Origin of the sequence: Streptomyces sp. NBC_00984 (assembly GCF_045162475.1) — a bacterium.
GTDB lineage: Bacteria > Actinomycetota > Actinomycetes > Streptomycetales > Streptomycetaceae > Streptomyces.
Genome location: NZ_CP108735.1, coordinates 116,746 through 141,902, shown reverse-complemented (window position 1 = coordinate 141,902; position 25,157 = coordinate 116,746). Strand labels below are relative to the sequence as shown.

The following is a 25,157-nucleotide window of genomic DNA, read 5'->3' as shown; positions in this document are numbered from 1 at the left end:
CCGTCTGGTCAGGATCCCGGACAGTCGTCACCGTCAACGGGGCCCTCTCCCGGAGGCGGCTGGGGTATGCCTCCGGGCCTTCCGGGTCCCGTGTCGCCTTGGGGCGCATCTGCCCGGTGCATCGGGCGGGGAACGCGGAAAGGTCCGAAGGTGCGTTCCTAACCTCGTGCTTTCATGAGCGTGCTCGCCCATGGCTTGATCAAATAAGCGGAGAGTGCTTCTGACCTGCAACGATGGGACTTGTCTAGGGTCCTGTCAGCTGCACGGAAAGAAGCACTCTCCAGGTGAGCAAGCGTATCGGGTTGTACCCGCGTGTCCGCGTCGGGGGCGGCGGCAGCGGGGCGGTCTCGCAGGCCGGGGCAGTGCTGCTGGTCGAGACGGTCCGCAAGTCCGGGCTGGACGGCGCGATATCGGCGGCGCTGGCGCCGTGGCGCAAGCCGCGGACGGTGCACGACCCGGGCAAGGTCCTGCTGGATATCGCACTCGCGACGGCTCTGGGCGGGGACTGCCTCGCCGATGTCGCCATGCTGCGGGCCCAGCCCGACGCGTTCGGCCCGGTAGCATCCGACCCCACGGTCTCCCGCCTCGTCGACGCCCTCGCCGTAGCCGGGCCGAAGGCGCTCACCGCGATCCGCGCGGCGCGAGCCGAAGTACGCACGCGGGTCTGGGAGTTGGCCGGTGAAGACAGTCCGGCTGCCGGTGACAGCGTGATCGTGGACATCGACGGCGTGCTGGTGCTTGCGCACTCCGAGAAGCAGGACGCCACCGCGACCTGGAAAAAGACCTTCGGTCACCATCTGCTCGTTGCGTTCGTCGACCACGGCCAGGCCGGTTCCGGGGAACCGGTGGCCGCGCTGCTGCGGCCTGGCAACGCAGGCTCCAACACCGCGAGCGATCACATCGAAACCACCCAACTCGCTCTGGCCCAACTGCCCAAACACCTGCGGCGGGGCCGGCAGACGCTGGTCCGCACCGACTCCGCCGGCGGCACCCACGCCTTCCTCGACTGGCTCTCCCGCCGCGGCCGGTGGCTGTCCTACTCGGTCGGAATGACCATCACCGACGCCATCCACCAGGCTGTGCTGAAGATCCCGAAACGGGTCTGGACACCGGCCTACGACTCCGACGGCACCGAACGGCCCGGCGCCTGGGTCGCAGAGATCACCGACATGCCCGACCTGAGCACCTGGCCCAAGGGCATGCGGCTGATCGTCCGCAAGGAACGGCCACACCCCGGCGCCCAGTTGCGCTTCACCGACGTTGACGGGCTGCGGCTGACCTGCTTCGCGACCAACACAAAGGGCGGCCAGCTCGCCGACCTCGAACTGCGTCACCGCAGGCGGGCCCGCTGCGAGGACCGCATCCGAAACGCCCGCGACACCGGCCTGCGCAACCTGCCCCTGCACGACACAGCCCAGAACCGGATCTGGCTGGAGATCCTCTCCCTCGCGCTCGACCTCCTCGCCTGGATGCCGATGCTCGCCCTGACAGGCGAAACCCGCCGCTGGGAGCCGAAGCGCCTCCGCCTCCGCTTGTTTTCCGCCGCCGCCCAGCTCGTGAACACCGGCCGCCGTCGCTGGCTCCGCCTGGCCGCCCGATGGCCCTGGACATCCGTGATCACCAGCGCCATGGACCGGCTCCAGGCCCTACCGAACCCCGGCTGACCAGTAAATTCCCCCGTCCCAACAACCCGCACGACCACCCCGGGAGTGGAACCCGGCGCCCACCCGACGCGACAACCGGGCCATCAGCCTGCCCCGCCTCGATAGAACCCGCACCCCGCACGCACAGAGCCCCCGCCAGCGAACCGACGAGGACTCATGAACGATCGAGGCTAACGGGATTCCAGGGCCGACCGGGTGACGTTCCTGAGGAACAGCACCGGCGTCGCCGCTGTGGTTACCGCGAACACCCCGAAGGCCAGCCGCATGCCGCCCAGTTCGGCCAGCAGGCCCACCAGTGCCGCACCGAGCGGCATGGCGCCGAAGCTGAAGAGCCGAGCCGCCGCGTCGTAGCGGCCGAGCATCTCGTCGGGGACCTTGCGCTGGGCGACGGTCCGGGAGTTGACCGTCCAGAGCGTGCCGCCCATACCGCCGAGGAAGGCACCGCCCGCCACTGCCCAGATGTTGGTGGTCAGGGCGGGCAGCGCCACCATCGCGGCGGTGCCGATCAGGTCGGCGAACATCGCCCGGCGAGCACCGAGCAGCCGGTTCACCCAGGTCACAGCCATCGTGCCGGCCAGCCCGCCGATGCCGAGGGCGCTGAGCACAATGCCGTACTGCTGCGGTCCGAGTTCCATGGCCTGCTGGGCGTAGAGCGGCATGAGCGCCAGCCAGGCGCCCCAGACGGCGGCGAGCACGCCGACGACCAGCGACAGTGTGCGCAGCACCTCGTCTCGCCAGAGGAAGCGCAGCCCCTCGGCGATCCGGCTGTTGACCGAGACGGGAGCCGCGTCCGGGGCGGGCCCGTCGGCCCGGAAGTGGCCCACCAGCAGGAGCAGGGCCAGGGCAGCGACCGCGTAGGAGGCGCTTATCAGCCCCAGCGCGAGACCCGTCCCGGCGGCCAGCAGCAGCCCGCCGATGAAAGGCCCGGCGAACTCCTGCCCCACGGTCTCGGCCCCCACCATCCAGACGTTGGCGCGCTGCCGGCCCGCTGCCGGCACCGCAGCCGGTACCAGAGCGGAGGCGGAGGTCGAGGCCAGTACGTCGGCGACGCCGAGGATCACCCCGGCGGTGAAGAGCTGGCCGAGCGTGAGGGCACCGGTAACGGCTGAGACGGTGAGCCAGCCCATCGCAGCCAGCCGCATCCCATTTGCGCCCCAGAGCAGCCGCCGCCGGTCGAAGCGGTCGACGATCACGCCGATGTGCAAGGCGACAAGCAGCCAGGGCAGCGTGAGGGTCAACGAGACGGCGGTGACCTGGGCGGGAGAGCTGGTGAGCTGGGCGGCGAGCAGGGGGAGGGCCATCTTCATCACGCCGTCGGCGAGGTTGGTCGCGGCGGTGAAGCCGACCAGGACAGCGGTGTTGCGGCGACCAGGGTCTGGTGGGGCGCAGGGCCCCAGTGTCGACGTGCCGAGGCTTTTGTCGGTCTGCGTTCGTTCAGGCACCGCTGTGACCATGACCATCCCCTAACTACCTAACGCTTTAGCCGGTGAGATCACTTTGACGTACACCCCCGCCATCGCGCAACCGGTAAAACGTTTAGGCGGTAGAGTGGTGGAAACCTGTAGGAGGTGACCCGCAATGCTGGAGCCACCGGCCTCAGCCGTCCTGGTGGAGGCGTTCGCCAACACGGTCGACGTGGAAGAGGCACATGATGAGATCGCCACCCCGGCCGGACTGGCCGACTGGCTGAAGGACCGCGGCCTGCTCGACGCACCCTGCGAGATCCCCACCGAAGTGCACGAGAACTATGTGACCCTTCGCGCAGGCATCCGCGAGGAGTTGGGCACCCATGTCGGCGACACCCCCGACGCGGAACTGCTCGCCGCGGCGGACCGGGTGCTGGCCGAACATCCTGTGCTGGTCACGGTGCGCGGCTCACTGACCCCTGCGGCGGAGCTACCGGCGGAGTGTGGGCCGCTGGCCACGCTGGCGATCGCGTGGAGTGAGCTGGTCACGACCGGGGATGCTGCCCGACTTAAGCGCTGCGCAGAGCACACCTGCGGTTGGGCTTTCTGGGATGTGTCGAAGAACCGCAGCCGCCGCTGGTGCTCGATGAAGGTGTGCGGGAACCGCAACAAGAGCCGGTCCTACGCGTCCCGGCAACGGCAGACGATCTAGCCGTCAGTCGGCCGCGTTCCTGGGGAGTAGGGCATGTGGTGCACGTTCGTGTGTACCGGGCTGTGCACTTTCACGCGAACGCCGACAGAAGACCTTCGCCGCGGCCGGCGATCGGGAGATGGGCGGGTAGCGGTCGGCCCAGGGCCGGAGTGTCAGTTGCTCGCCCTCGGCCTCGGTCAGGCGGGTAGCGCGGGCGAAGGCGTCCGTGCGGAGGTCCAGATGGAGCCGTCGGCTGACCCGGGTCCCTGGAGTGCTGCCGCATCCGAGCAGTCGGGTGAGCCGGTTCGGCTCCAGGTGGAGCCGGTAGGCAAGCCGCAGGAGGTAGCCGTTCAGGGACTCGCCTGCCAGCGGTTCCAGGCTCATCCCCAGCGGCCGCGCGGGCTCATCCGCCGTGTCAGCCATCGGCGGCCGGCCGTTCTCCGCGGTCGTCGAAGACCGTGTTGCGGGGCCTGCCGGCGGACTTCTTTGCCGAGGTCGCGGGTGGCGGGACGTCCTGGGGGATGTCGGGGACTTCGCCGGTTTCCGCGTCGAGGTCATCGAGGTTCCCGAGCCGGATCGGCGTGCTTCTGAGCAGTTCCAGGGACAGTCGTTCCTCACCGCTGGCGATGGCCCCGGTGCAGCCGGCCTCGATCAGGCGCCGCAGCAGGCCGACGATTCCGCGTGAGCGCCGGAACAGGTATTCCGGCATGGAGCCGCTGGTGAGCATGCCCGCGGTGGCACGGAAGAGCCGGAGCTGGTCCTCGATGCCTGTCGGGTGGTCGAGGAAGGCGGCGATTCCGATCGGGGTGGTGTAGTCGAAGGGGTCCAGGTCGACCAGGTCGAAGCGGCGGTCGGTCTGCGTGTCCGCGGCCTCGTTGTGGCTCTTGCCGCGTCGGATGTCGGGCAGGACGTACTGATTGGTGCGGGCATCGACGTAGGCTCCGCGCAGGAGACCGGACTTCGGGATGTCGACGCCGATCAGCACGAGGGTGACGTTGAGGTCCATCAATTCGCGGATCAGGTCCAGAGTGTCCTGGTCGTCCTGCCGGTGAAGTCGGAGCCGGGTCACATCGTCGATCAGCAGGGCCGTGGTGTTGTGGTCCCGGATCGAGTCCCTGACGGCGCGTACCAGGTCGTCCAGCGTGCCGGGGTGCGGGTTGCCGTAGACGTCCAGGATGTTCTTGCATAAGGCTTTCGGTGTCGCCCGGACCGGTAGGCGGCAGTAGGCGACGGGAACGAACAGGTCACGGGTCCCTGGCATGCTTCCCGGCAGAAGTTGGCGATAGACCTCCCGCCACATGTCCTCGAAGGCCGCAGCCGCGCGGCAGGCCGTCTCGGTCTTCCCCTGGAAGCCGCCTCCGTTGAGCATCAGGCCGTCCAGGGTGCTCGGCGCGAATCTGACGGCGTTGTTCTGCAGCCGGCCGAGCATCAGGTCGGCGACCTTCGTGCTCATCGGCGTCTCCTGGAGTCGCATGTTGACGTGGCTTGCGGTGCGGTGCATGTCGTGCAGTCCCTTGCGCCGGGGGCTGAGCGCGTCGTACTCGCGCAACGACAGCCGCGGGGCCGGGATGAACGCGTCGCGCGTCAGGCGCCACTGCTGCCAGCCCTCGTGGCGGGTTCGGTCCGGCCTCGGCCCCATCCGCAGGAACTGGGCGAGCGAGCTCTCATCCTGCGTTGGGCGCGCCGGCATCGGCGTCCTCCTGGTCGTCGTCTTCGGGCAGGGCGAACACGTTGCGTGTGCGGAAGCCGGCCCCCAGGGTGGGCGGGGGTTTGGGGGCGGCTGAGACGGTGGCCTCCCGCCGTCGGCGGCGCTCGGCGTCAAGGCTGTCCTGGGCCTGGCGGGCGCGCTGCGGCCACTGCAGCACGGTCACTACCGCCTCCTGTGCCTGTGCGTCCTCGGGCTCGGCGGGCGTCGTTGCGGGACGGTCGGCTTTGGCCGCTTTGGCCTGGGCGACCTCGCGGGCGTGCTCGGTTCGCTGCGACTTGTTCATCTGGGTGGGCCACTGGCTGACCGGGATAGTGGATCCGATCAACTCCAGTAGCACCGGTAGCAGTTCGGTGTCGGATTTCGGCTTCATCCCGCAGGATGCGGCCTTCTTCAGCAGGTCGCGGACGCGGGCGTCGCCGAAGGCCGGCATCTGCCCTACTGCAGGCTGACCCGTCCAGGCCAGCGGGTGCCAGGCATGAGTGATCGGGTCTTGGAAGAAGACTGTCCGCCGGTCGCGGGGGTCGCGCCGGATCAGCCACTGGCCCTTGTGTTTGCCGCCGCGTGTCGAGGGCTGGCCCCGGTAGTCGCGCAGGATCTTTTCGTCGTCGTACCAAAGTCCGCGGATCTTCACTCCGCGCCGGGCATCGATGCGCACGTAGTGGGATGGCAGCAGTTCGTAGAACAGTTCCGGGGAAGGGATCTCCATCGCGAGGCCGGCCTGCGCGAACGAAGCCGCGAACAGAGAGTTCGGACTGTGGACCCCGTCCAGGTCCCAACTGGGGGCGTACTCGCCCAGTTGGCGCGTCTGCCAGATCTTGACGATCCAGGTAGCGATCAGGTGTTCCATCTCGTCCACGGTCAGCACAGCGTCGGCCGCCGGATCGGCCCCGCGGTCGGCGATGTCGACCCCGGTGTAGCCCGTCAGCAGCTCGAACAGCAGCTGCCTGCAGGTGCCGAACGCCCGCTCACAGGCAGCTTTGTCCTGCGGTCGAAGGACACGGGAGGGAAGGATGTTGCAGCCCAGAACGCGCTGCACTTCGACCAGGTGGTGGTTCCGGTAGACGGCACCGTGGTCGGTGGTCACCGTCTCCGGGGTGAAGAACGGCAGGCCGGCGACCTTGTGCCCGGCGAACTCCGAGACGACGGCCGCAGGCAGGCCCGGGTAAGGCCCCAAGCTCCTCGAAAGCGAAACGGGAGTCGATGTCGACGGCTATGCGGTGAGCCGGCCTTCCGCCGGGTTTCTGCACGACGTCATCAGGCGCTACGGGGGCCGCGACAAGTTCTATGCCGACTTCGTCATGAGTTTTGTGTGTCCCCTTGGCCTGGTGAGAACGAGCCCCAAGGGAAAAGAGGTCAACTGCAACTATTACGAGAACAAGAAGCTGCTGGAGCTCCTGCACTCTTTCATCGTGGACACCATGGAACGCCAGCTAGCATTCGGAACTGACACTTCGGTGTGCTACTGCATTGGCAGTGGCGAGAACTTCGCGTTCCTCTCGAAGGTGAACGAGGGCCAGCGCTTCTTCCAAAGGATCGTTCCCTTGGAGCACCCGCGTTTCATCACTCAATACTATCGGGATAGAGAGGAGGAATTCGCCGAAAAGTACCTCAGCGCCTTCCGCGGACAAGGCGATTAGTCGTTGCGTCCTCCGGAACGCTTGCCAACCTCTCAGCTAATTCGACGAAGGCCGTAGGCTCCCAACGCGCTGGAACGAGAAGAAGGAGAACAGACATTGGCGACAGAAGGCAGGGTCCTGGTCCACTTCGACTCGGAACGCGTGAGCGTTTACCGCTCCCAGGGCGGCGAGTTGAAACTACTCAAAAGGGAGCGGCTCGCGTTCGAAGACAGCCTCGCCGACGAGGTGCTGGCAGACAGAGTCGGCGAGTTCTGCGCCGGGCTCAAGGAGTTCAACGAGGTCGTTGACAACAAGACAACGCGCCTGTACGCCACCGGGGTGGTGGCGACCGGACAACCGGAGTGGGATCTGGTCACTGTGGAGGTCCACTGCAGGCGCTTCGGCCATGGAGAACTCCACCACTTGCAAATTTGCCGACACCTACGGCTGGAACGTCACGAACTGGCCAGGCTACGAGACGCTGGCTGCGATCCGTGAGCTACGGATGATTACAACGAACGCGCGAAAGGTCCACCACGCCCCGAGCAGTCTTCAGGAAGTCGCGCGGCGCGTGGACGGCCTCCGCCGTCACGACAGGTACCTACGATGGAACATTCTCTAACCTTGTTGTCTAACGTCGGTGTCGAACGCGACTCGGAATTGTTCAGCGATTTCGCAGTTCGGCGGACGCGCAAGCGGCCATCGTATGATTCTTTTGCTCCGTCACAACGCGAAGGCCGTGGTCGTGAGCCTTCTGCGCCAGGAAGCCGGGCAGGATGCGTTCGCAGAAGTGCCACACTTCCGGTCGTCGCTGTACACGTCTATGACTGCGAGGAGCGACGCGCTGTTCGAGCTGTGCGACGCCTTGCTGTGTTCGGGCGGCCCCGCGCGGACGCTGGTCGACCTTGCGCTCGCGCCCGAGCACCGGCGTGGGCACGGAGCCCTCTACGGCTGTCTCAACCAGGGGAGGATAGACGTGGCCCGGCTGCGTCGCGCGCTGGCCGGGCTTCCGCTTCCGCGGGCTACGGGGGGCCGACTGGTGCTGGCCGCAGACGTCTCGCCGCGGCTGCGGCGAACGCCAATACGTGTAGCGGCCGGTCCATTTGTCACACCTTTGGCCGCGCGGCGAGGGCAAGCACCAGATGGCGCCCGGCTGGCCGTACTCGACCGTTGCCGCCCTGGAGACTGGCCGCACGTCATGTACGGCCATGCTGGACGCGGTCCGGCTGGAGCCCGGCGCCGACGTTGCCGCAGTGACCACCGACCAGATCCGCGAAGTCGTCGAGCGCCTAATCACCGCGGGCCAGCGGAAGCCGGGAGACCTGCACGTTCTAGTCGTGCCAGACGCTGGAGACGATGCCCCCGCATCGCACACTTCCGGGCCGGCCTGTCAGTCGAGATCCTCGGCTGGCTCCGCTCCGACCGACACCGCCCCGGGCCTATGCCCCGAAGGGTGGTCGACCGCCCAAACACGGGTGCGATCTCGTCTTCGGTACACCCGCCACCTGGGGCACCGAGCAGGCTGTGACCGTCACCGGCACGCGTCTCTATGGGAAGGCCACCGCGCAGGCGTGGGACCGGTTGTGCCCAAGGCTGACCCGGCGTGCGGCTCGGAATGACGCGGCCCGGTCTTCGATCAGGGTCTGGACGGCATACCAGACGAACGGGGACACCGGCACCTTCACCCACGGACCCCCCTTGATGAGCACGTCGAGCGTGTGGTGGTCCTTGTCGTAGCCGAGCTTCTCGATACGGGCGCAGAGCGCCGCGTCGATGCGCAGGCACAGGTGGTAGAGAACCAGGATCAGCACGAAACAACGGGTCGATGTTCTTCGGGGTACAGCACCCGCCGAAAGGGTTCGCGTCCGCGCATGGGTGTGGAAGCAGGGCGACCGGTTCAACCGAGGCAACGCACCGACCACCGCAGAATGCCAGGCCCTGCTCCAAGAGCACCCCGAACTCCGTCGCTCCGCCGAGATCGCGGCCCGCATACGAGCCGCGTTCCCCCCGGACAGAAGCGCCGAGAGATGGGGCCATCAAGGTGGGCGACGCACTCGACGCGGTGGAAGCCCTCGTCCGGACCCATGTCCGGCTCGGGGTGCCGCACCGCGTGGAGCTGGAGGTAGTCCCCGGCCCCCACGGCCACAGACGGCTTGCTGAACACGGTCGCGCGGCGCCGGGGCACCGCCGCATTCCCCCCGGCGAACCCAGCCGCCCCAGCAGGCGGGTCATCGTCCCGACAAGGCTGACGGCCCTGGGGGATCATGCCATGGGCAAACACCGCTGTCGTGCCGTTCCAGGTCGGGTTCGCCTCGTCCCAATCCTGCCGCTGGGCATCCGGGTGCGTCAGAACCCAGTGATCGCCTGGACGTAGCAGGACCGGACCGGGCATCCCCTGGCAGAACACGGCCGTGATACCCCGCCGCGCCGCCCGGTCGGAATGCACGCTGTCAGCCCCTTCGTCCAGGAACGTGACCTCGGCAATACGTTCCAACCGCTCGATACGGGCGTACCCCTCGCCGGGCCGCACCCCGTCGGGATTCGTCCGCTCCGCCGCCACCTGAACGTAGTCACCCACCTCCAGTACTCGGTCGGCGATTCTTCTGCGCACGCTCCGCGCCCCCTGCCCGTCTTTCGCACCGTCAAGGACAGGATGCCGTACGTTCTCCCCCGCGCCCCCAACAGGTGTGCGTGGGTGCTCCCCTTGGGTGCGATGGAGGAGGGCAGCTGAGACCACAGGTCCTCATGCCGTGCGACCCACGCCTCGACCTCGTGCTGAAGCTCGGACTGGAGCAGGAAGAGGTGCTTGGTCACGCGGGCCTCCTGTGGGCTACGCGGGCAGGCCCGCCCCGAAAGCAGCAGAGGACAGAGGCGACGGCTCCGACCGGAACCGGGTGATCCCTTCGCCCAGACGGGGGGTGCCTCTATGTTCTTCGTCAAGGCGGTGCTGCCGCATTTGTGCTGTGTGACTTGGTTATGCGGCGAGGGTGATGGTGGGGGTTCGGGATTCGTAGAAGGTGCCGTCTCGGAGCATGGCGAACAGGACGCTGGTGCGTTGGCGGGCGAGGCGGAGGAGGGCCTGGGTGTGGGTTTTGCCGCGGGCGCGTTGCTTGTCGTAGTAGGCGCGGGAGGCGGGATCGGCGTTCATGCAGGCGAAGGCGGAGAGGAACATGGCGCGTTTGAGCTGCCGGTTTCCGCCTCGGGGTGCGTGCTCGCCGTGGATCGATGTGCCGGAGGATTTCGTGGTGGGGGCGAGGCCGGCGTAGGAAGCGAGGTGGGCGGCGGTGGGGAAGTTGGTGCCGTCGCCGACGGTGACCAGCAGGACTGCGGCGGTCCTGACTCCGACGCCGGGCATCGACGTCAGGACCGGGGAAAGAGGGTGAGCCTCCAAAAGGGTGTTGATCTGGGCTTCCAGGGCCCGGCGCTGTTCCTGGACGGCCGCGAGCGAGCGGGCCAGGGAGGGCACAACGATGTCGAGGGTGCCGGTCCCCGGCACGACGACGGTCTGCTCGTCGAGTGCGTCGAAGACGTCGTCGATCAGCCGGGCAGCCATGCGTGGGGCCTTGGGCCGGATGAGTTCGACGAGGCGGCGGCGTCCGGCCTTTCGCAGTGCGGCCGGGGATCCGTGGCGTTCGAGCAGCCAGGTGACGGCCTGGTGGTCCAGGCGTGGTCCCAGGACGCGTTCGAGGCTGGGGTGGAACTGGGTGAGCAGGCCGCGTATCCGGTTGGATGTGCGGGTGGCCTCGGCGGCGAGGTCCTGATCGAAGCCCACCAGGACGGTCAGTTCGGCGGTGATCTCGTCGGTCAGTTCCAGAGAGCGCAGGGTGTGCGGCAGGGTGCGGGCCGCGTCCGCGATCACCGCCGCGTCACGCGCGTCGGTCTTCGCCTTGCCCGGATACAGGTCGGCGATCCGGCGCATCGCCAGGCCGGGCAGGTAGGCGACCTGGCAGCCCGCGTCCCGGGCCACGGCCAGCGGGAGAGCGCCGATGGAGGCGGGCTGGTCCACGATCACCAGAACGGTGCCGAACTTCGCGGTCAGTTTCTCGAACACGGCCCGCAGCTTCGGCTCGCTGTTGGGCAGCTGCTTGTCGAAGACCTTCTTCCCGGCCGGGGTGAGTCCATGGCCGTGGTGAGCACTCTTACCGACGTCCAGGCCGAGGAACACGCCCACGTCTTCGGTGTCGAACATCGCACCTCTCCATACGAGTTGACGGCGCCGGCCTCGGCAGTGGTGTCGTACGCGCGCATCCACGTTATGCAGACCTGCTGCCCGCGAGCTGTCCGGCATTGCGCCGGACCGGGCAGCGGCCGGACCTCTCATCAGCGTCTCCGACGGCACCTCCCGGGCCCGGTGACACCACCCCCCAGGTCATCCGTTCGACAGGGGGACACAGTCATGCCGGGCCCGGAGGCCAGCGGCCCTCTTGCAGGACCGCGAAAAACATAACGGGGGCAGGTGGCGCTCTGCCGACCCCCGGGACCGACTGCTGATCACACCAGGTCAGGCTGCCAGGTGACTCCGTCGGGGCGGATGTGCGCGGTGGGCGACAGCCGGTACGACCCCCCATTGGCGTCCTTCGCGAATACCCAGCCCGCTCCCTGATAGGCGAAGGCCGTTTCTCCACGGAGCACGGTGCACTGGGCGGGGTCCGTGACGACAGACTCTCCGGCAGGGATTCTCAGTGGCTTGGTGTTCGGCTGCTGTGGGCACGAGTGGAGCTTGGAGGCCCGCGCCCACTCCAGGTGGACTTTGACCGTGATCGCGTCGCGGCCCTGGTTGGTGATCTTGAGGGCGAAGGAGACGTGGCTGGGATCGACGCGTCCGCACACGCGCCAGATGACAGCCTCGGGCCCCTGGAACGGGACGCTGCACCGGCTGTCCGCGCCAAGGGACCCTTTCTCCAGCATGCCGGAGACGGGGGTCCCCTCCGGGCCGGCTCCCGCAGCCCTGCCCGGCACAGCCAGGCTGCCGGAATCGCGCCGGTCCCACGGCGCAGCTGCCAGTACGCCGCCCGCTACGAGCAGCGCGAGGGCAGCCGACGCGACCTTCGCCGACGCCGGAATCCGGTCCCACCGGCCGCTCCCCCCGGTGCCTTCGTCACCGTCCGATCCCCGGGCAAGGGCGACGGGCCGACAGGAAGTGACTGACGCGTTGCCGTCCGTCTCCCCTGTATCCGGGGCCATCGGGGCAGTGGGCGTGATGGTGCCGAGCTCGGCGCAGCCCCGCACGACTTCCTCGTGAGGGACGAGCGGTGTGGCGGAGGCTTCCTGGCCTCCGGCAACCGGACGCTGAAGCTGGCGCTGCCTCTGAGCAGCCTTCGCCCGTGTGTGCAGGCAGTGCCACTGCGCCCGTTCGTCGTCACCGACACCGAAGATCTCCGCCAGTGCTGCGAGCACGGCCTTGTCCGGCAGGGGGGTGTGCCCCGGATCCATGTAGCGGCCGATAGAAGTCCGTCCCAGCCCTCTGACGTTCTGCCCCTTTAGCCGCTCCTTCAGCTTCGCTTCGAGCCGATCCAGCGGCAGCGGCGAGTCCGATGCCGCCCACGCGGCCCGGAGCCTCTGAGCGAGCACTTCTCTCTCCGTCGCAGGTTGCTCTACCGACCTGGAATCCGCGTCGCGACGCGTGTCCCCGTCTCCCGCCAATGTCCCTCCCTCATCCCGGACTTCCGTTGTTCCAGCAGGTAGATGCCGTACCGGTGCCACCCGGGACGCCAGCGGGACGAGCACGGGAAGCGACACCCACCTCCACCTGTGGTGGTGATGCCTGACATTCGTCAATGCTGGAACTCGCGAAGCCCTACCGGCTCGACGAGCTCGCTGGTCCCCGCCCCATTCCGCAGGCATGCGCCGAGCACAGGCGCATGGATCACCGTGAGCCGCCGCCATCTCAACCCACCCGAGGAGTAACGCTGATGACCACTGCCCGGACACGCCTGGTATGCGCCACGACGGCCACTGCGGCCGCCGTCACGCTCGCCCTTTTCACCCCTGCCGCCCAGGCCGAGAACACCGGCACCGCCGCCAAGGGCACCACCACCGCGGCAAGCACCGTCACGCTGAAATTCGACAAGAACCAGAAGCACGCCTCCTACTCCAAGCTGTCCGTCATCAAGGGCACCAAGGTGTGGGCGAACTTCCGGGCCGGCTCCGGGACCACCCAGGACGAATGCGAGTCCGAACACGGCTGGCTGCCCAACGGCACCTACACCATCCGCTCGCACTCCCGTACGTACAACGGCGACCTCATCAAGGGCTACGCCATCCGCCTGTCCGACAAGGTCTGTTCCAACGGCCGCACCAACCGCGACAGCCTGTTCATCCACAGCGAGATGAACAGGAACGGCAGCCAGGGCAGCCCCGAGCCCCGGCAGTGGACGGACAACAACCCGAACGACTTCCTCTCCAAGGGCTGCATCAAGATGCAGCCCGAGAAGATCAAGGAGCTGTTCCGACTCCTCGACCGGATCGGATGGCCGAAGACACTGAAGGTCGTCAACTGACCGTCTCAAGAATCCCCTGACAACACCGTGGCCCGGCCCCCGCAGCCGGGCCACGGCCCGCTCCGGACAAGGCGCGCCCGCAAAGTCCCTTGGACCTTGAGCGCCGCTCCGTCATGCCCAAAGACAACGGGCGACGGGACTTCACGCGGAGGGAAGTGGGTGAACAACTTCCGGTCCGAGGATTCCGTGGTTGTCCATGTCTCCGGCGTAGTCGGCGAAGTCGGAGTGGGCGGTGAAGAGGGTGGATGCCATGGTGGGAATCCGCTTGGGGATGATACGGAAGGTGCGTTCTTCGTCCTCTTCATCCAGTGAGACGGCGAGCAGCGGGTTGCTCAGGGTGCGTCGGGGGGCATGGAGTCGGCGACGAAAGAACAGTCCGGACGTTCAAGCTGAGCAAGCGAGTACGTGCCAGCAAGCCGGCGCCCGGCCTGCCGGTTCGCGCTGCCCGGCGGAGGGTTGCTGGGCGTCCTTGCTTCCGGACGCGGCAACACTCGTGCGGTAACTCTTCCCCATCGGGCAGCAGGGTTGCCCGCACCCCTACCCGTTCCCTCATGGGCAGACCGGTCAATTGACGGAAGGCTCTCTGTCATGCCGCCTGGCCCGGAGAAGGCGACGCCCGCGCCGAAGCCCAACCCGACTCCCACCACGGGCCATCCGGAACCTGCCCCCGCCCCGACCCTGAGCCCCGTTCCTACGGGCAGGGGCCTGACCGTACGTAGCCTGCAGCGTCTCCAAGGTGCGGCGGGTAACGCGGCGGTGTCTCGGCTGGTCGCACAGCGGTATGTGGCGCCGGAGAAGCCGTCCTCGTCGCAGGCACCGGGGATGCGCAAGGTCATCGCCGATGTCGCCGCGAAGAAGGAGATCCTGGCCCACCACGCCCCCGCCGCCACCGAGTCCAAATCGGCGCAGGACGCGGCCGTCGCACCCCCCGACGACAGAGAGGCCCAGGGCAAGGCGGCCAACGCCGAAAAAATGAACGCCGCGAAGCCCGGCGAGTTCAACAAGCAGGCGTTCATCGACGCGGTGAACAAGGCGATCGACGCCCAGGCCCCGAAGAATCTCGACGACGCCGACAAGTTCTCGAAGTCCGGCAAGGCGGACAAGATCAAGGGCGAGGTCGACGGGAAGGTCAAGGACGGGAAGGAGTCCTCGGCCAAGGACATCGACACGGCGACGAAGGCCCCACCGGACACCTCGGCGGCCAAGGACAAGCCGGTCACCCCGATGTCCCCGGACCAGGCCCCGGGCAACCCCGGCGCCCCGTCGGCGGTGGACGCGGTCCCCGCCCAGCAACCCGCCGCCGTCACCGACTTCTCCGAAGGCCCTGCCGCCAACGACCAGACAATGGCGGACGCGGAGGTCACCGAGGACCAGCTCGCCAAGGGCAACGAGCCCGAGTTCGACCAGGCCCTCTCCGCGAAGAAGACCGCAGAAACGGACTCCGCGAAGGCCCCCGCCAAGGGCAAGGCGGCCGAAGCCCAGCAACTGAGCACGGCGAAGGCAGGGGCGGCGGCCTCCGGCACCCAGGCCATGAACGCCCTGACCGCGACCCGGGCGTCGGCGGGCAAGCAGGTCGACGGCGGCAAGGGCGAGACCAAGAGCAAGGACGAGAAGAAGCGCGCCGAGGTCACGGCGAAGCTGCAGAAGGTCTACGACGGCACGAAGAAGGACGTCGAGACCACCCTCTCCGACCTCGACAAGAAGGTCGACACGGCATTCACCTCGGGCGAGAAGGCGGCCAGGGACGCATTCACCGCGGACCACAAGCGCCGGATGAAGGCGTACAAGGACAAACGCTATTCGGGCTGGACCGGCAAGGCGCGCTGGGTCAAGGACAAGTTCGCCGGCCTCCCGAAGGAGGCGAACAACCTCTACCAGGAGGCCCGCAAGCTCTACGTGGCGAAGATGCAGACCGTCATCTCTTCGGTCGCCGACATCATCGGCACCGAACTGGGCAAGGCCAAGGCCCGCATCGCGAAGGGCCGCACCGAACTCAAGGCAGAGGTCGACAGACTCCCCGCAGACCTGAAGCAGTTCGGCCAGGACGCGGCGAAGGATTTCGCGGGGAAGTTCGACGACCTCGAAGCCACGGTCAACGAGAAGTCCGACCAGCTGGTCCAGGATCTCGCGCAGAAGTACACCGCGGCGCTGAACAAGGTCGACGAGGAGATCAAGAAGCTCCAGGAGGCCAACAAGGGCCTGATCGACAAGGCGAAGGACGCGATCGTCGGCGTCATCAAGACGATCAACGAGCTGAAGAACCTCCTGCTGGGGATTCTCGCCAAGGCCGCCTCCGCGATCATGAAGATCATCAAGGACCCCATCGGGTTCCTCGGCAACCTCGTACGCGCGGTCGGCGCAGGCCTCAACCTCTTCGTCACCAACATCGCCGAACACCTCAAAACAGGTGTCGTGTCCTGGCTGCTGGGCACCGCCGTCAAAGCAGGCCTCGAACTCCCCCAGAAGTTCGACCTCAAGGGCATCATCCAGCTCATCGGCTCCCTCCTCGGCCTGACCTGGGCCAACATCCGCGCCCGCATCACCCGCAAGGGCATCCCCGACCAGGCCCTGACCGCCGTCGAACAGTCCGTCCCCGTCGCCAAGAAACTCGCCGCCGAGGGCCCCGCAGGCGCCGTCAAGGAAATCGAGTCCGAGGCCGGCGACCTCAAGGCCACCATCCTCGAAAAACTCACCAGCTACCTGATCCCCACCGTCATCATCGCCGGGATCACCTGGATCATCTCCCTCCTCAACCCCGCCTCCGCCTTCGTCCGCGCGGTCAAGGGAATCATCGACATCGTCACGTTCATCGTGAACCAGGGCGCCCAGATCGTCGAATTCGTCAACGCCGTCCTGGATGCGGTGATCGCCATCGCCAACGGCGGCTCGGCAGGCGTCCCAAAGATGGTCGAGGCGGCCCTCGCCACCAGCGTCCCATTGCTGATCGGATTCCTCGCCTCACTCCTCGGCATCGGCTCCCTCGCCAACAAAGTCAAATCCGTCTTCCACGCCGTCGCCAAACCCGTCAACCGCGCCATCGACAAAATCGTGGGCCTCATTACCAAAGCAGGGAAGAAGCTCTGGGCGAAGCTCAAGGAAAAGTCCCGGCCAGGGAAGAAGGGACCGGGAGGCAAGAAGGGGAGCGACGAGAAGAGTGCCTCGGCGTTCCCGCTTCCCAAGAAGGGGTTCCAGTCGCTCGACAAAGAGAGCCACAAGGTTCAGTTCGACGGAAAGAGCGCCAATGCCAGGCTGGTCGTGCACAGCAGCCCACAGGACATCGGGAAGTACCTGACGGACTGGGAATCCGAACTGGAGACCGCCAGCGACCCTGAAGGCGCGTCCCGCGCGGCACTGACGGCTGCCGGGAAGAAGAGAGACGAGGTCGACACGCTGCACCGCGCCTTTCGCGCCCTGCCATCGGGGGCGAGCACCGGACAGAAATCGTACGACGATCTCCTCGCCTCCCTCGCACAGCTCGCGGCCCTTCTGGAGAAAAGACCGGGAGCCACACCCCCACTGCCCCCACCGGTGCTCCCCCCGATGGTCTACGGCGTCCTCGCCAGCCCCTTCAAGGCGAGCTATATCGACAAGGACATCGAGAAGGGGACCGAAGCGGGGTCGTACGACGGCGCGACCTTGATCGGCTGGGCCACGGCCAAGGCCTACAACGATCCGAAACCGGGCCGTCCGGACAGCAACGCCTGGGTCAAGATGCATCTGCTGCCCGCCTTCCTCGGCGGAGACGCGGCCGACTCGAACCTGGTCCCAGCGCGAGGCTTCGTCAATAACCCGATGTTCTACAGCGGCATCGAGAACCCTGCCAGGAAGTCCCTCCGCAAGGCTGCGTCGGATCCGGCGTACGAGCGCATGGTCTGGTATCGGGTGGGCGTCACCTACTTCTCGGCGCACCCCGGATTTCCCGGGAAGATCGAGGTCGAATGGGGTGGATACGACCACTCGAACGGCACATGGAGCGAGCGTGCGCCTCGGGGCGGCGGTGGCTCGTTCTCAGACAAGCAGGACCCGCCGAAGAGCCTGAACAACGATGTGTTGCGCATCAATGCGCGAAGGGTGAATTTCTCCATATTCGACTCTCTCGGAATATGTAAGACAGATGCAAAGAAGATCAAGGAGGAGTCGAAGAAGAGGGAGTTCACCGACCTCACTGACGCCATCGGAAGATTTCCGAACCTCGCGACTCAGCTCACCAATGCCGCCACGGCGGGCCGGCTCAGGTTCGACTGACCTTCACTTGAAGAAGTAATCGTATGAGCGCGATCCGGAGGAGATATGGAAACCGACTACGAGCGCCGACTCCGAGAGATGGTGGAGCAGGTCCAGGCGTGTGGGTCCCTGCGCGTAGACACCTATGACTCGGGTCCGCTGGCCGCCTACATGGAGCGCGCCGAGGACGCCTTCCACATCGTGCGAGCCGTGGAGAAGACCCCGCTTCCCGCAGCGCTGACCCTGAACTTTCACCGACATTCCGGTCTCGTCTTCGCCTGGCGAGCCCTGGAACCCTTCCAGACGATCGCCGGGGAATTCCACCTGAGGCACATTGGTGAGGCGCTGCTCCTCGGAGCCGGGAAGAAGCCGGTCGCCGCGACGGCATCTGAAGAGGAGCGGCTGATCCATGGATTCAGGATCTTCGAGACCCATCCTGTGGGTGGAACCGGGACATACACCGCGATGCGACTCGCCCCCGACCAGGCTCCGCCGGAGCTCTGGTACTTCGACCTCAGGCAGGGACCCACCCGTCTCGACCTCGGCTACGGCGACTACCTCGACACGCTGGTGCGTACCAAGGGCCTCTACGACTGGCCGTACCTGTTCGCGGATCCAGATCCGGACAACTACGGCATGAGCGCCTCCCTGCCCTACCTGGGCGAGGGGCTCGACTTAGTCGCCCGGGAGTTCCCCGATGACGACCTGTCGGACCTCCGGGCCCGGCTGGAGGAGCGAATGAGCGTGCTGGGCAAGGACGCGTGACCCTCATACCAACAGGTGCGTGTACGGCCCGAACTCCGAAGCCAGTGTCAGCCGCCCCAGCTTCTGGTACTCCCGCTGGACCGCGTGGATGAGCATTGTCAGCGCCCCGCCCGCCTCCGCCGCCAAGGTACGCCGCCGTCACCGCGATCGAGCGGATGTTGCTGCCCACAGCAGGAGGCGTTGCGCGGGTCCGGGAAGTCGACTATCAGGTCGAGGTGGCGGGTGAAGGCGTCGTCCAGGTTGGCGCGGAGGTTGGTGGCGACGATCGCCAGGCCGTCGAAGGACTCCATGCGCTGGAGGAGGTACGCGGACTCCACGTTCGCGTAGCGGTCGTGCGCGTCCTACACGTCCGAGAGCTTGCCAAAGATGGCGTCCGCCTCGTCGAAGAGGAGGACGCCGTTCACGCCCGCCGCCTCCGTGACCTCCGTCGATCTGGCCTTGCCCGTGCCGGAGTCGCCGACGAACAGCGCGGCGCCCCGGCCTCGGTCGCCGAGTGCGGACGTCGTGTGCAACCGCGCGGTGCCGCCCGTCAGGCGGCACCCGAAATGACTGCCCGCGGCGACGCGATCACCACCTCACTCCACGACCCATACCCTGGGCCGCCGACGGGCCCGATGCGCGAACCGGGCGCATCGTGCGCGGAGCGGGCAACGGCACCCGTCTGCCGGAAGAACTCCGTTCACGTCGCACGCGGATACGCCCCATGCGTTCCGGGGCCGGGACGCCGTCCAGGTGGGTCTGGATCACCAGTCCCGGCCGATCACCTCGTGCGATCAGTCCGCGACGAGCGCCTGCGGCATCAACGACGCGGTGACCGCCAGCCACGGCAGGTCCGTCGGCAGATCTCCCTCATTTCCTTCTCGGTCAGTGACTGTCGGAATGCCTCTGAGGCGCGCTCAACCAGTTGGAAGCCCATGCCGCGCCTAACTGATCGTCGGCTCATCAAGGTGACAGTCCTGTAGGTGACCGGTGTCCGGGTCGAAGCGGTACTTGCCGGCGCGCAGCCGGTCGAGGTAGCGCCGCAGGCAGTCCTCGATAGACGGCAGTACAGGCCCGGCCGGGCCTGCGTGGACCTCCCAGCTGATGACCTGGCCCACCGTGCCGCGCTCATCCGGGTCGAGGTCGATGCAGAACAGGTTGCCGCCGCCGTCCTGGGCGAAGGGCAGCCAGCCAGGGTGCCACCAAGTGAAGCGTACGTACCCGTTGTCGGCCTCGACTTCCTTCGGCACCCAGGTGGCAAAGGCACCACCGGCGCGCAGTTCCTCCAGCCTCTGCCAGCTGCTCAGCGCGCCACGCAGAGACAGCCCGTCGTATTCGGCGATGTCCAGCCCGTCGGCACCGCCGAACAGGCGCAGGTATGCCCGGAACCCGGCGGGCAGGCGAACCCCGAGGACAGCCTCTGCGGAGGCGATCTCCGCCGGGTCCGCGCCGCCCCGGGCTGCTTCGACCCGAGACGCGGCGGGCGGGGCGTTCGTGGTGAACCAGGCGGCGATGTCGTCCACGATTCGGGCCAGCCGTCCGGCACGGGCATCGACCTCGGCATCGTCGCCGTGCGTCGGCGGTCCGAGCGGGACACCGCGCGGGTGTGCGGCCAGCCACTCGTCCAGCTCGGCCTGGGACCGTGCCAGGCGCACGAGGCCCGGTTCTGTCGCTCCGCGGTCCAGCAGTAGTCGGGCTATGCCCTCACGCTGACCCTGACGGGCGGCAGACAGTGCGTTGAGCTCACCGTCGTACGCGCTGGCGTGCACGTTGGCGCCGGCTTTGAGCAGGCGGCGCACCACCGCCTCGTGGCCGTGGAAGGCGGCGAGCATGAGGGGGGTCCAACCGTCCGGGCGTGCCAGGTCCGGGGCAGCGCCGGCGTCGAGGAGAATCGCCACGAGAGAGTCGGGACCGGGCAAGTCCATCGCCAAGGGCAGGGCCGTGCCAGGGTCGACGTCGCCAGACTCGACCAGATTCGGGTCCGCACCGCCTGCGAGCAAGAACTCGGCGAGCTGCCCATGGTCCTCCTGCACCGCGCACATCAACGCGGTGGTGCCGCGTTCGTAGCCGCAGTCGGCATCGACATGCAGCCCGGCATCGAGGAATGCTCGTACGAGAGCGCTGTCGCCGCTGTCGGCCGCGGACAGCAGGAACGGGATGCCGTCCCCGTCAGCGGAGGCGCCAGCTTCAACACTCCCATCCTCGCTACTGGCGCCTTCATCGACTTCACTTCTCCCGCCGTGATCACACAGGTCCGCATCTGACCCCGCGTCCCGTAGCGCGTCGGGATTACCCATGCGCGCCGGAGTGCTGATTCCGCCGAGGTCAGGCACCGCCGCGCGGTGGCCCCAAGCTGGCCACACGCGCTGATCCACGGTGGGATCACGTGGTGCGCGGTGGAACAGTTGGACAATCCAGAGGGGCCGCCGGGTGTCTCGGCAGCCCCTCTGGCGTACGCAAGCCACTCAATGTCCACGGTGGTGCGGGCGAGTGCGGCTGCGCCCAACCGCCCGCATCCCGGGACAGCGTGGCTTCCTGGGAGTCGAGGAACACGGGAGCCGGGGACGAGGCAGCGAGGCGGGACCGAGCCGCGGCTTCCGCCGAGGCGTCGTCCAGGATCGAGGTCTCCTCCACCACCCGCTCGATCAGCCCGTAGTACCAGTGGACGCCGCCGGCCACGCCCACTACGCCGTCCTTTCCACGGACCACTCACCGGGTCGCGAGCGCCAGACCTTCCTCCACGACCACCAATTCGTCGGCGAAGTCCGCATCGGACAGCGAGGCGGCGCGCGCGGAGCGGTCCTCGGGCAGGATCAGAATCCGTGACCCCGGCGCGGTGAAGTCAGCGCCCGTGGCGGCCAGGTCCCGGAGGTGATCCCCGGTCTGCCCGATGGTGGTCTGGTAGGAGCGGCGGCCGCGGATGCGGGACGGGGCCACACACGTGACCGTGTGCCCGGGATCGTCCGGCTCGAAGCCGTCGCCAACCAGCCACGCCCCGACACCGGTCAGCTCGTGATCCACGAACTCCTGGCTGGTGAGCGGGCCAAGAACCTGGCCGCCACCTACCCCAAAGGACACAGCAAGACCGCCCACGCCGAGCTGTTCACCCAGCTCGGCGGGCGGGACTTCTCCACCTGTCCCTACCGCCGGGCCGACGCCTGGAAGGCCATCGCCGAGGCCGTGCTCGCCTTCGCCCGCACCGAACGCGACAGCGACGAACAGGACCGGCTCTACCGCGCCGCGCACCTGAGCGACCGTGACCGGGCCTGGTTTCGCCCTCTGATCGGCGGGGGCCACATCTGGTGGGACACCGGGCTCAAGAACCTGACCAACGGCCAGCACTGCCTGTGCGCGCTGCGCGCAGCCGGTGTCGAGGTGATCCCCGTGTACGGCCGGCACCTTCCCGACCATGACGAGACCAAGCCGTCCGAGACGGCCCACGCCCACGCCAAGCGCACCGTGGCGAACTTCTGGGACACTCACACCGCCGCCGTGCTCAGGCCGGGCTTCCTCAGCACCCAGCTCGCCCGTCTGCTCATTCGCTACCCACGGCTGCGTGTCCTGCTTCCGAAGCCCGAGTAACGCGCTGCGCCTCGGAAGCCGTTCTGTTTCTCTCCCCGTTATGTTTTTCGCGGTCCTGCAAGAGGGCCGCTGGCCTCCGGGCCCGGCATGACTGCGTCCCCCTGTCGAGCGATGGCCTGGGGGGTGGTGTCACCGGGCCCGAGAGGCGCCGTAGGAGACGCTGATGAGAGGTCCAACTACCGCCTGGCCGGGTGCAATGCCCGGCCGTTTGCGGGCGGCAGGTCTGCATAACGTGGATGCGCGCGTATGGCGCCAACGCCTTGGCCAGCACCGCACGAACCCCGCTCGGGAGGATGGGTTGTACGACATCGGTGACGTGGGCGTCTTCCTCGGCCTGGACGTCGGCAAAAGCACCCACCACGGCCACGGGCTGACCCCGGCCGGCAAGAAGGTCTTCGACAAGCCCCTGCCCAACAGCGAGCCGAAACTGCGGGCCGTGTTCGACAAGCTGGCCGCAAAGTTCGGGACCGTGCTGGTGATCGTGGACCAGTCCGCCTCCATCGGCGCCCTGCCCCTGACCGTCGCCCGGGATGCCGGCTGCAAGGTCGCCTACCTGCCCGGACTCGCGATGCGGCGCATCGCCGACCTCTACCCGGGCGAAGCCAAGACCGACGCCAAGGACGCGGCGGTGATCGCGGACGCCGCCCGCACCATGCCACACACCCTGCGCTCGCTGGAGCTGACCGACGAGATCACCGCCGAGCTCACGGTCCTCGTCGGCTTCGACCAGGACCTCGCGGCCGAGGCAACCCGCACCAGCAACCGCATACGAGGCCTGCTCACCCAGTTCCACCCCAGCCTCGAACGTGTCCTTGGCCCCCGCCTCGACCACCAGGCGGTCACCTGGCTCCTCGAGCGCTATGGCTCTCCGGCAGCGCTGCGGAAAGCCGGTCGCCACAGGCTCGTCGAAGTGATCCGGCCCAAGGCCCCACGCATGGCCGCCCGGTTGATCGACGAGGTCTTCGACGCGCTCGACGAGCAGACCGTCGTGGTGCCCGGGACCGGCACCCTGGATGTCGTGGTGCCGTCCCTGGCCCGCTCGCTCGCGGCCGTCCACGACCAGCGCCGGGCTCTGGAAGTCCAGATCCGGACCCTGTTGGAGGCACACCCTCTTTCCACGGTCCTGACCTCGATGCCAGGGGTCGCGGTCAGGACCGCCGCCGTCCTGCTGGTCACCGTCGGCGACGGCACCAGCTTCCCCAGCGCCGCCCACCTCGCCTCCTACGCCGGGCTCGCCCCGACGACGAAGTCGTCGGGGACCTCGATCCACGGCGAACACGCACCCAGAGGCGGAAACCGGCAGCTCAAACGGGCCATGTTCCTCTCGGCCTTCGCCGCCCTGCACGATCCCGCCTCCCGCACCTACTACGACCGATGCCGGGCCCGCGGGAAGACCCACACCCAGGCTCTCCTCCGCCTCGCCCGCCATCGCGTCAGCGTGCTGTTCGCGATGCTCCGCGACGGCACCTTCTACGAACCCCGAACCCCACGCCTCGCTTGACGAAAGACATAGAGGCACCCCCCCCGCGCGGGGATCACGCCTTGCGGCTCTGATCGAGACAGGGATTGTTCTGCGTATCCGGTGGTTCCTTGCCCTCGCCCAGGGCGGTGCGCAGCCAGTCGATGGTTTCTGACCCTTGGTGCGTCGTGTGTCACCCCACGGGTGACATCTCTCCCCGAAGGTTGAGGAGAACAAGGCAGTTTCCTACGGAGTACCGAAGGTGACACGAGATGCGCGAAACGTCAGGGATACCGACCTCATTGCGGAGTGTCATGTCAGCTATTCCGACCTTTCGGCCACTCAATGTCTACCCAGTAGAGACACTTAAGGACTCGAATGTCCCTGCAAAGGTGACGCCACGCACCCATGTTCAGCGCTGTGACCAGCAGGAATGCCAGTTCTCCCCTATCTGATGTCCTTCGGTAATCCGCAGGCCGGATCCTCTGTGGCTGAGGAAGCTTCGCGTGCTGCGCCGCGGATAAGGCGCGGACCGTAGGGGGCATCAGTGGTACTGATCTCGGGTGGTGCTGACCATGACGTTCAAAAGCAAGGGAGGGGTGGCTGATGCCGGTGGACGGTTCCGCCGCCCGGCCCTGGGGGCCGTTCGGCTTCGGTACCTCCGTAGCCCGTCCCTTAAGGCCCCGCATATCTCAGCTCCCTTTCTCGGGCCGGGGTAGGACAGCAGGGAAGGGCTGTGCCATCGAGAAGGGAGCCGTGCGGCGTTCTGGGCGCGCTTCAGCTGTCAGGCAAGGCGTCGATCGCCGGAAGAAAGCATCACATAACCTCTGATAGGCCTGCATACGGTAGAATCTCAACTGCCTTTTCAGGCAGCGAAGTTCGACGGAAAGAGTGCGAAGTGCCGGAGAGGAACATCGACTTCGGGAAGTTCGGCGCCCGGGGCATCAAGGGGAGCGATGCCGTCATCCGGCAGCTCGACGACCTCGTGGGCGGCATTGTCACCCCGGTCACCGCGAAGCGCGGCCTGATGGCCCGCCTGCACTACCTGACGAAGACCGAGCACAGCCTTGCCGCGGCCAAGGACGCAGGCCTGACGGTGACCGACCGGACGCTGCAGGCGTGGCTGGAGGGCACGCGCCGGCCGTCGAAGGCCAACCTGGAGCGCATCGACGCTGCCTACCGGACGGTGCGCCGCCGTAATGTGGCCCGGCATCTCCTGGCCCGCCTGAATCGTGAAGGGCGCGGGACCAGGGTGGAGATCCACCCGCTGAACCAGTCGCAGGTGGCCAGGCCTCTGCAGCGGCTGGTGGAGTACCGGACGATAAACGTCCGTCGCTGGGACCGGATCGTCGAGGCCTGGGCCGCGGGCGACGTCCAGGGCCTTGACGATGAGTGGACCACCGACGTTCTGCCCGACCTCGGTTCGCAGTGGGGCCAGTACGAGTACGTCACCAACGTCGGCTTCGCCGCGTAGCCTCACTCGGCCGAGGCGCCGTAATGGGGTGATGGGCGTGATTAAAGTCAACCCGGGCAGCGAAACGTCTGCGCGAAACAGTGGCCTTC

21 protein-coding genes and 1 pseudogene are annotated in these 25,157 nt (G+C 67.4%); 11 read left to right on the top strand and 11 right to left on the bottom strand.

Annotated features, from left to right (window positions below):
- The first annotated feature begins 284 nt into the window (after positions 1 to 284).
- Entirely contained in the window at positions 285 to 1,664 is a 1,380-nt protein-coding gene (locus tag OG520_RS40420; RefSeq protein WP_331747868.1) for an IS1380 family transposase, read from the top strand.
- A gap of 170 nt (positions 1,665 to 1,834) precedes the next feature.
- Here the strand turns inward: OG520_RS40420 and OG520_RS40415 are convergent, their stop codons facing one another.
- Positions 1,835 to 3,118, bottom strand: a complete 1,284-nt coding sequence (locus OG520_RS40415; RefSeq protein ID WP_399335252.1) for an MFS transporter — start codon at positions 3,116 to 3,118, stop codon at positions 1,835 to 1,837.
- A 124-nt stretch (positions 3,119 to 3,242) separates the two neighbouring features.
- Between OG520_RS40415 and OG520_RS40410 the strand changes: the two genes are divergently transcribed.
- Positions 3,243 to 3,782, top strand: coding sequence for a CGNR zinc finger domain-containing protein (locus OG520_RS40410; RefSeq protein WP_331747865.1), 540 nt, complete (start codon positions 3,243 to 3,245; stop codon positions 3,780 to 3,782).
- A 3-nt stretch (positions 3,783 to 3,785) separates the two neighbouring features.
- Here OG520_RS40410 and OG520_RS40405 read toward each other — a convergent pair whose 3' ends face one another.
- The 3 genes from OG520_RS40405 to OG520_RS40395 are packed head-to-tail and all read right to left on the bottom strand — an operon-like array spanning position 3,786 to position 6,553.
- On the bottom strand, positions 3,786 to 4,184 hold the full coding sequence (locus OG520_RS40405) for a TniQ family protein (RefSeq protein WP_331747862.1): 399 nt from the start codon (positions 4,182 to 4,184) through the stop codon (positions 3,786 to 3,788).
- Positions 4,177 to 5,451, bottom strand: a complete 1,275-nt coding sequence (locus OG520_RS40400) for an AAA family ATPase (protein ID WP_331747859.1) — start codon at positions 5,449 to 5,451, stop codon at positions 4,177 to 4,179. Before OG520_RS40400 ends, OG520_RS40405 begins: the two co-directional genes overlap by 8 nt.
- A complete protein-coding gene (locus tag OG520_RS40395) occupies positions 5,426 to 6,553 on the bottom strand; it encodes a hypothetical protein (protein WP_406016712.1) in 1,128 nt (375 codons plus the stop codon). Before OG520_RS40395 ends, OG520_RS40400 begins: the two co-directional genes overlap by 26 nt.
- A 133-nt stretch (positions 6,554 to 6,686) precedes the next feature.
- Here OG520_RS40395 and OG520_RS40390 point away from each other — a divergent pair, with 133 nt between their 5' ends.
- From OG520_RS40390 to OG520_RS40380, 3 genes are all read left to right on the top strand, one after another.
- Positions 6,687 to 7,106, top strand: a complete 420-nt coding sequence (locus tag OG520_RS40390) for a hypothetical protein (protein WP_331747855.1) — start codon at positions 6,687 to 6,689, stop codon at positions 7,104 to 7,106.
- A gap of 96 nt (positions 7,107 to 7,202) precedes the next feature.
- Positions 7,203 to 7,583, top strand: coding sequence for a hypothetical protein (locus OG520_RS40385; RefSeq protein WP_331747853.1), 381 nt, complete (start codon positions 7,203 to 7,205; stop codon positions 7,581 to 7,583).
- Positions 7,584 to 7,791: 208 nt separating this feature from the next.
- The gene (locus OG520_RS40380; protein WP_406016711.1) at positions 7,792 to 8,613 is read left to right on the top strand and encodes a transposase; all 822 of its coding nucleotides are present in this window, start codon (positions 7,792 to 7,794) and stop codon (positions 8,611 to 8,613) included.
- A gap of 19 nt (positions 8,614 to 8,632) precedes the next feature.
- Here OG520_RS40380 and OG520_RS40375 read toward each other — a convergent pair whose 3' ends face one another.
- The 3 genes from OG520_RS40375 to OG520_RS40365 all read right to left on the bottom strand — a co-directional run bounded on the left by OG520_RS40375 (position 8,633) and on the right by OG520_RS40365 (position 12,656).
- The gene (locus OG520_RS40375; RefSeq protein ID WP_331749620.1) at positions 8,633 to 8,896 is read right to left on the bottom strand and encodes a hypothetical protein; all 264 of its coding nucleotides are present in this window, start codon (positions 8,894 to 8,896) and stop codon (positions 8,633 to 8,635) included.
- 1,163 nt (positions 8,897 to 10,059) lie between these two features.
- Positions 10,060 to 11,274 carry an IS110 family transposase gene (locus OG520_RS40370; protein WP_331747851.1) on the bottom strand — a complete coding sequence of 405 codons (1,215 nt, stop codon included), beginning with the start codon at positions 11,272 to 11,274 and terminating at the stop codon, positions 10,060 to 10,062.
- Between the two features lie 302 nt (positions 11,275 to 11,576).
- The gene (locus tag OG520_RS40365) at positions 11,577 to 12,656 is read right to left on the bottom strand and encodes a hypothetical protein (RefSeq protein ID WP_331747849.1); all 1,080 of its coding nucleotides are present in this window, start codon (positions 12,654 to 12,656) and stop codon (positions 11,577 to 11,579) included.
- Positions 12,657 to 12,997: 341 nt separating this feature from the next.
- On the opposite strand from OG520_RS40365, the gene OG520_RS40360 reads away from it, so the two are divergent.
- Complete coding sequence (locus tag OG520_RS40360; RefSeq protein ID WP_406016710.1) at positions 12,998 to 13,585, top strand: L,D-transpeptidase; 588 nt, start codon at positions 12,998 to 13,000, stop codon at positions 13,583 to 13,585.
- 141 nt (positions 13,586 to 13,726) lie between these two features.
- Here the strand turns inward: OG520_RS40360 and OG520_RS40355 are convergent, their stop codons facing one another.
- Positions 13,727 to 13,909: a DUF6924 domain-containing protein gene (locus OG520_RS40355; RefSeq protein ID WP_406016781.1), complete on the bottom strand. Its 183-nt coding sequence runs from the start codon at positions 13,907 to 13,909 to the stop codon at positions 13,727 to 13,729.
- A 432-nt stretch (positions 13,910 to 14,341) separates the two neighbouring features.
- On the opposite strand from OG520_RS40355, the gene OG520_RS40350 reads away from it, so the two are divergent.
- Both OG520_RS40350 and OG520_RS40345 read left to right on the top strand, forming a co-directional pair.
- Positions 14,342 to 17,830: a hypothetical protein gene (locus OG520_RS40350; RefSeq protein WP_331747845.1), complete on the top strand. Its 3,489-nt coding sequence runs from the start codon at positions 14,342 to 14,344 to the stop codon at positions 17,828 to 17,830.
- 45 nt (positions 17,831 to 17,875) lie between these two features.
- Positions 17,876 to 18,574 (top strand): hypothetical protein, encoded by a 699-nt coding sequence (locus OG520_RS40345; protein ID WP_331747843.1) that lies wholly within the window; start codon positions 17,876 to 17,878, stop codon positions 18,572 to 18,574.
- Positions 18,575 to 18,577: 3 nt separating this feature from the next.
- Here the strand turns inward: OG520_RS40345 and OG520_RS40340 are convergent.
- The 3 genes and pseudogenes from OG520_RS40340 to OG520_RS40330 form a co-directional block, all read right to left on the bottom strand.
- Positions 18,578 to 19,065: pseudogene (locus OG520_RS40340) on the bottom strand (AAA family ATPase); the annotation flags it as partial.
- A gap of 432 nt (positions 19,066 to 19,497) precedes the next feature.
- On the bottom strand, positions 19,498 to 20,928 hold the full coding sequence (locus OG520_RS40335; protein WP_406016709.1) for an ankyrin repeat domain-containing protein: 1,431 nt from the start codon (positions 20,926 to 20,928) through the stop codon (positions 19,498 to 19,500).
- A gap of 334 nt (positions 20,929 to 21,262) precedes the next feature.
- Positions 21,263 to 21,490: a hypothetical protein gene (locus OG520_RS40330; RefSeq protein ID WP_331747839.1), complete on the bottom strand. Its 228-nt coding sequence runs from the start codon at positions 21,488 to 21,490 to the stop codon at positions 21,263 to 21,265.
- Between the two features lie 12 nt (positions 21,491 to 21,502).
- Between OG520_RS40330 and OG520_RS40325 the strand changes: the two genes are divergently transcribed.
- The 3 genes from OG520_RS40325 (at position 21,503) to OG520_RS40315 (ending at position 25,068) form a co-directional block, all read left to right on the top strand.
- Positions 21,503 to 22,135 carry a hypothetical protein gene (locus OG520_RS40325; protein WP_331747837.1) on the top strand — a complete coding sequence of 211 codons (633 nt, stop codon included), beginning with the start codon at positions 21,503 to 21,505 and terminating at the stop codon, positions 22,133 to 22,135.
- Positions 22,136 to 22,433: 298 nt separating this feature from the next.
- Positions 22,434 to 23,636 carry an IS110 family transposase gene (locus OG520_RS40320; RefSeq protein ID WP_331749493.1) on the top strand — a complete coding sequence of 401 codons (1,203 nt, stop codon included), beginning with the start codon at positions 22,434 to 22,436 and terminating at the stop codon, positions 23,634 to 23,636.
- 856 nt (positions 23,637 to 24,492) lie between these two features.
- The gene (locus OG520_RS40315; protein WP_331747835.1) at positions 24,493 to 25,068 is read left to right on the top strand and encodes a transcriptional regulator; all 576 of its coding nucleotides are present in this window, start codon (positions 24,493 to 24,495) and stop codon (positions 25,066 to 25,068) included.
- The last annotated feature ends 89 nt before the right edge of the window (positions 25,069 to 25,157 follow it).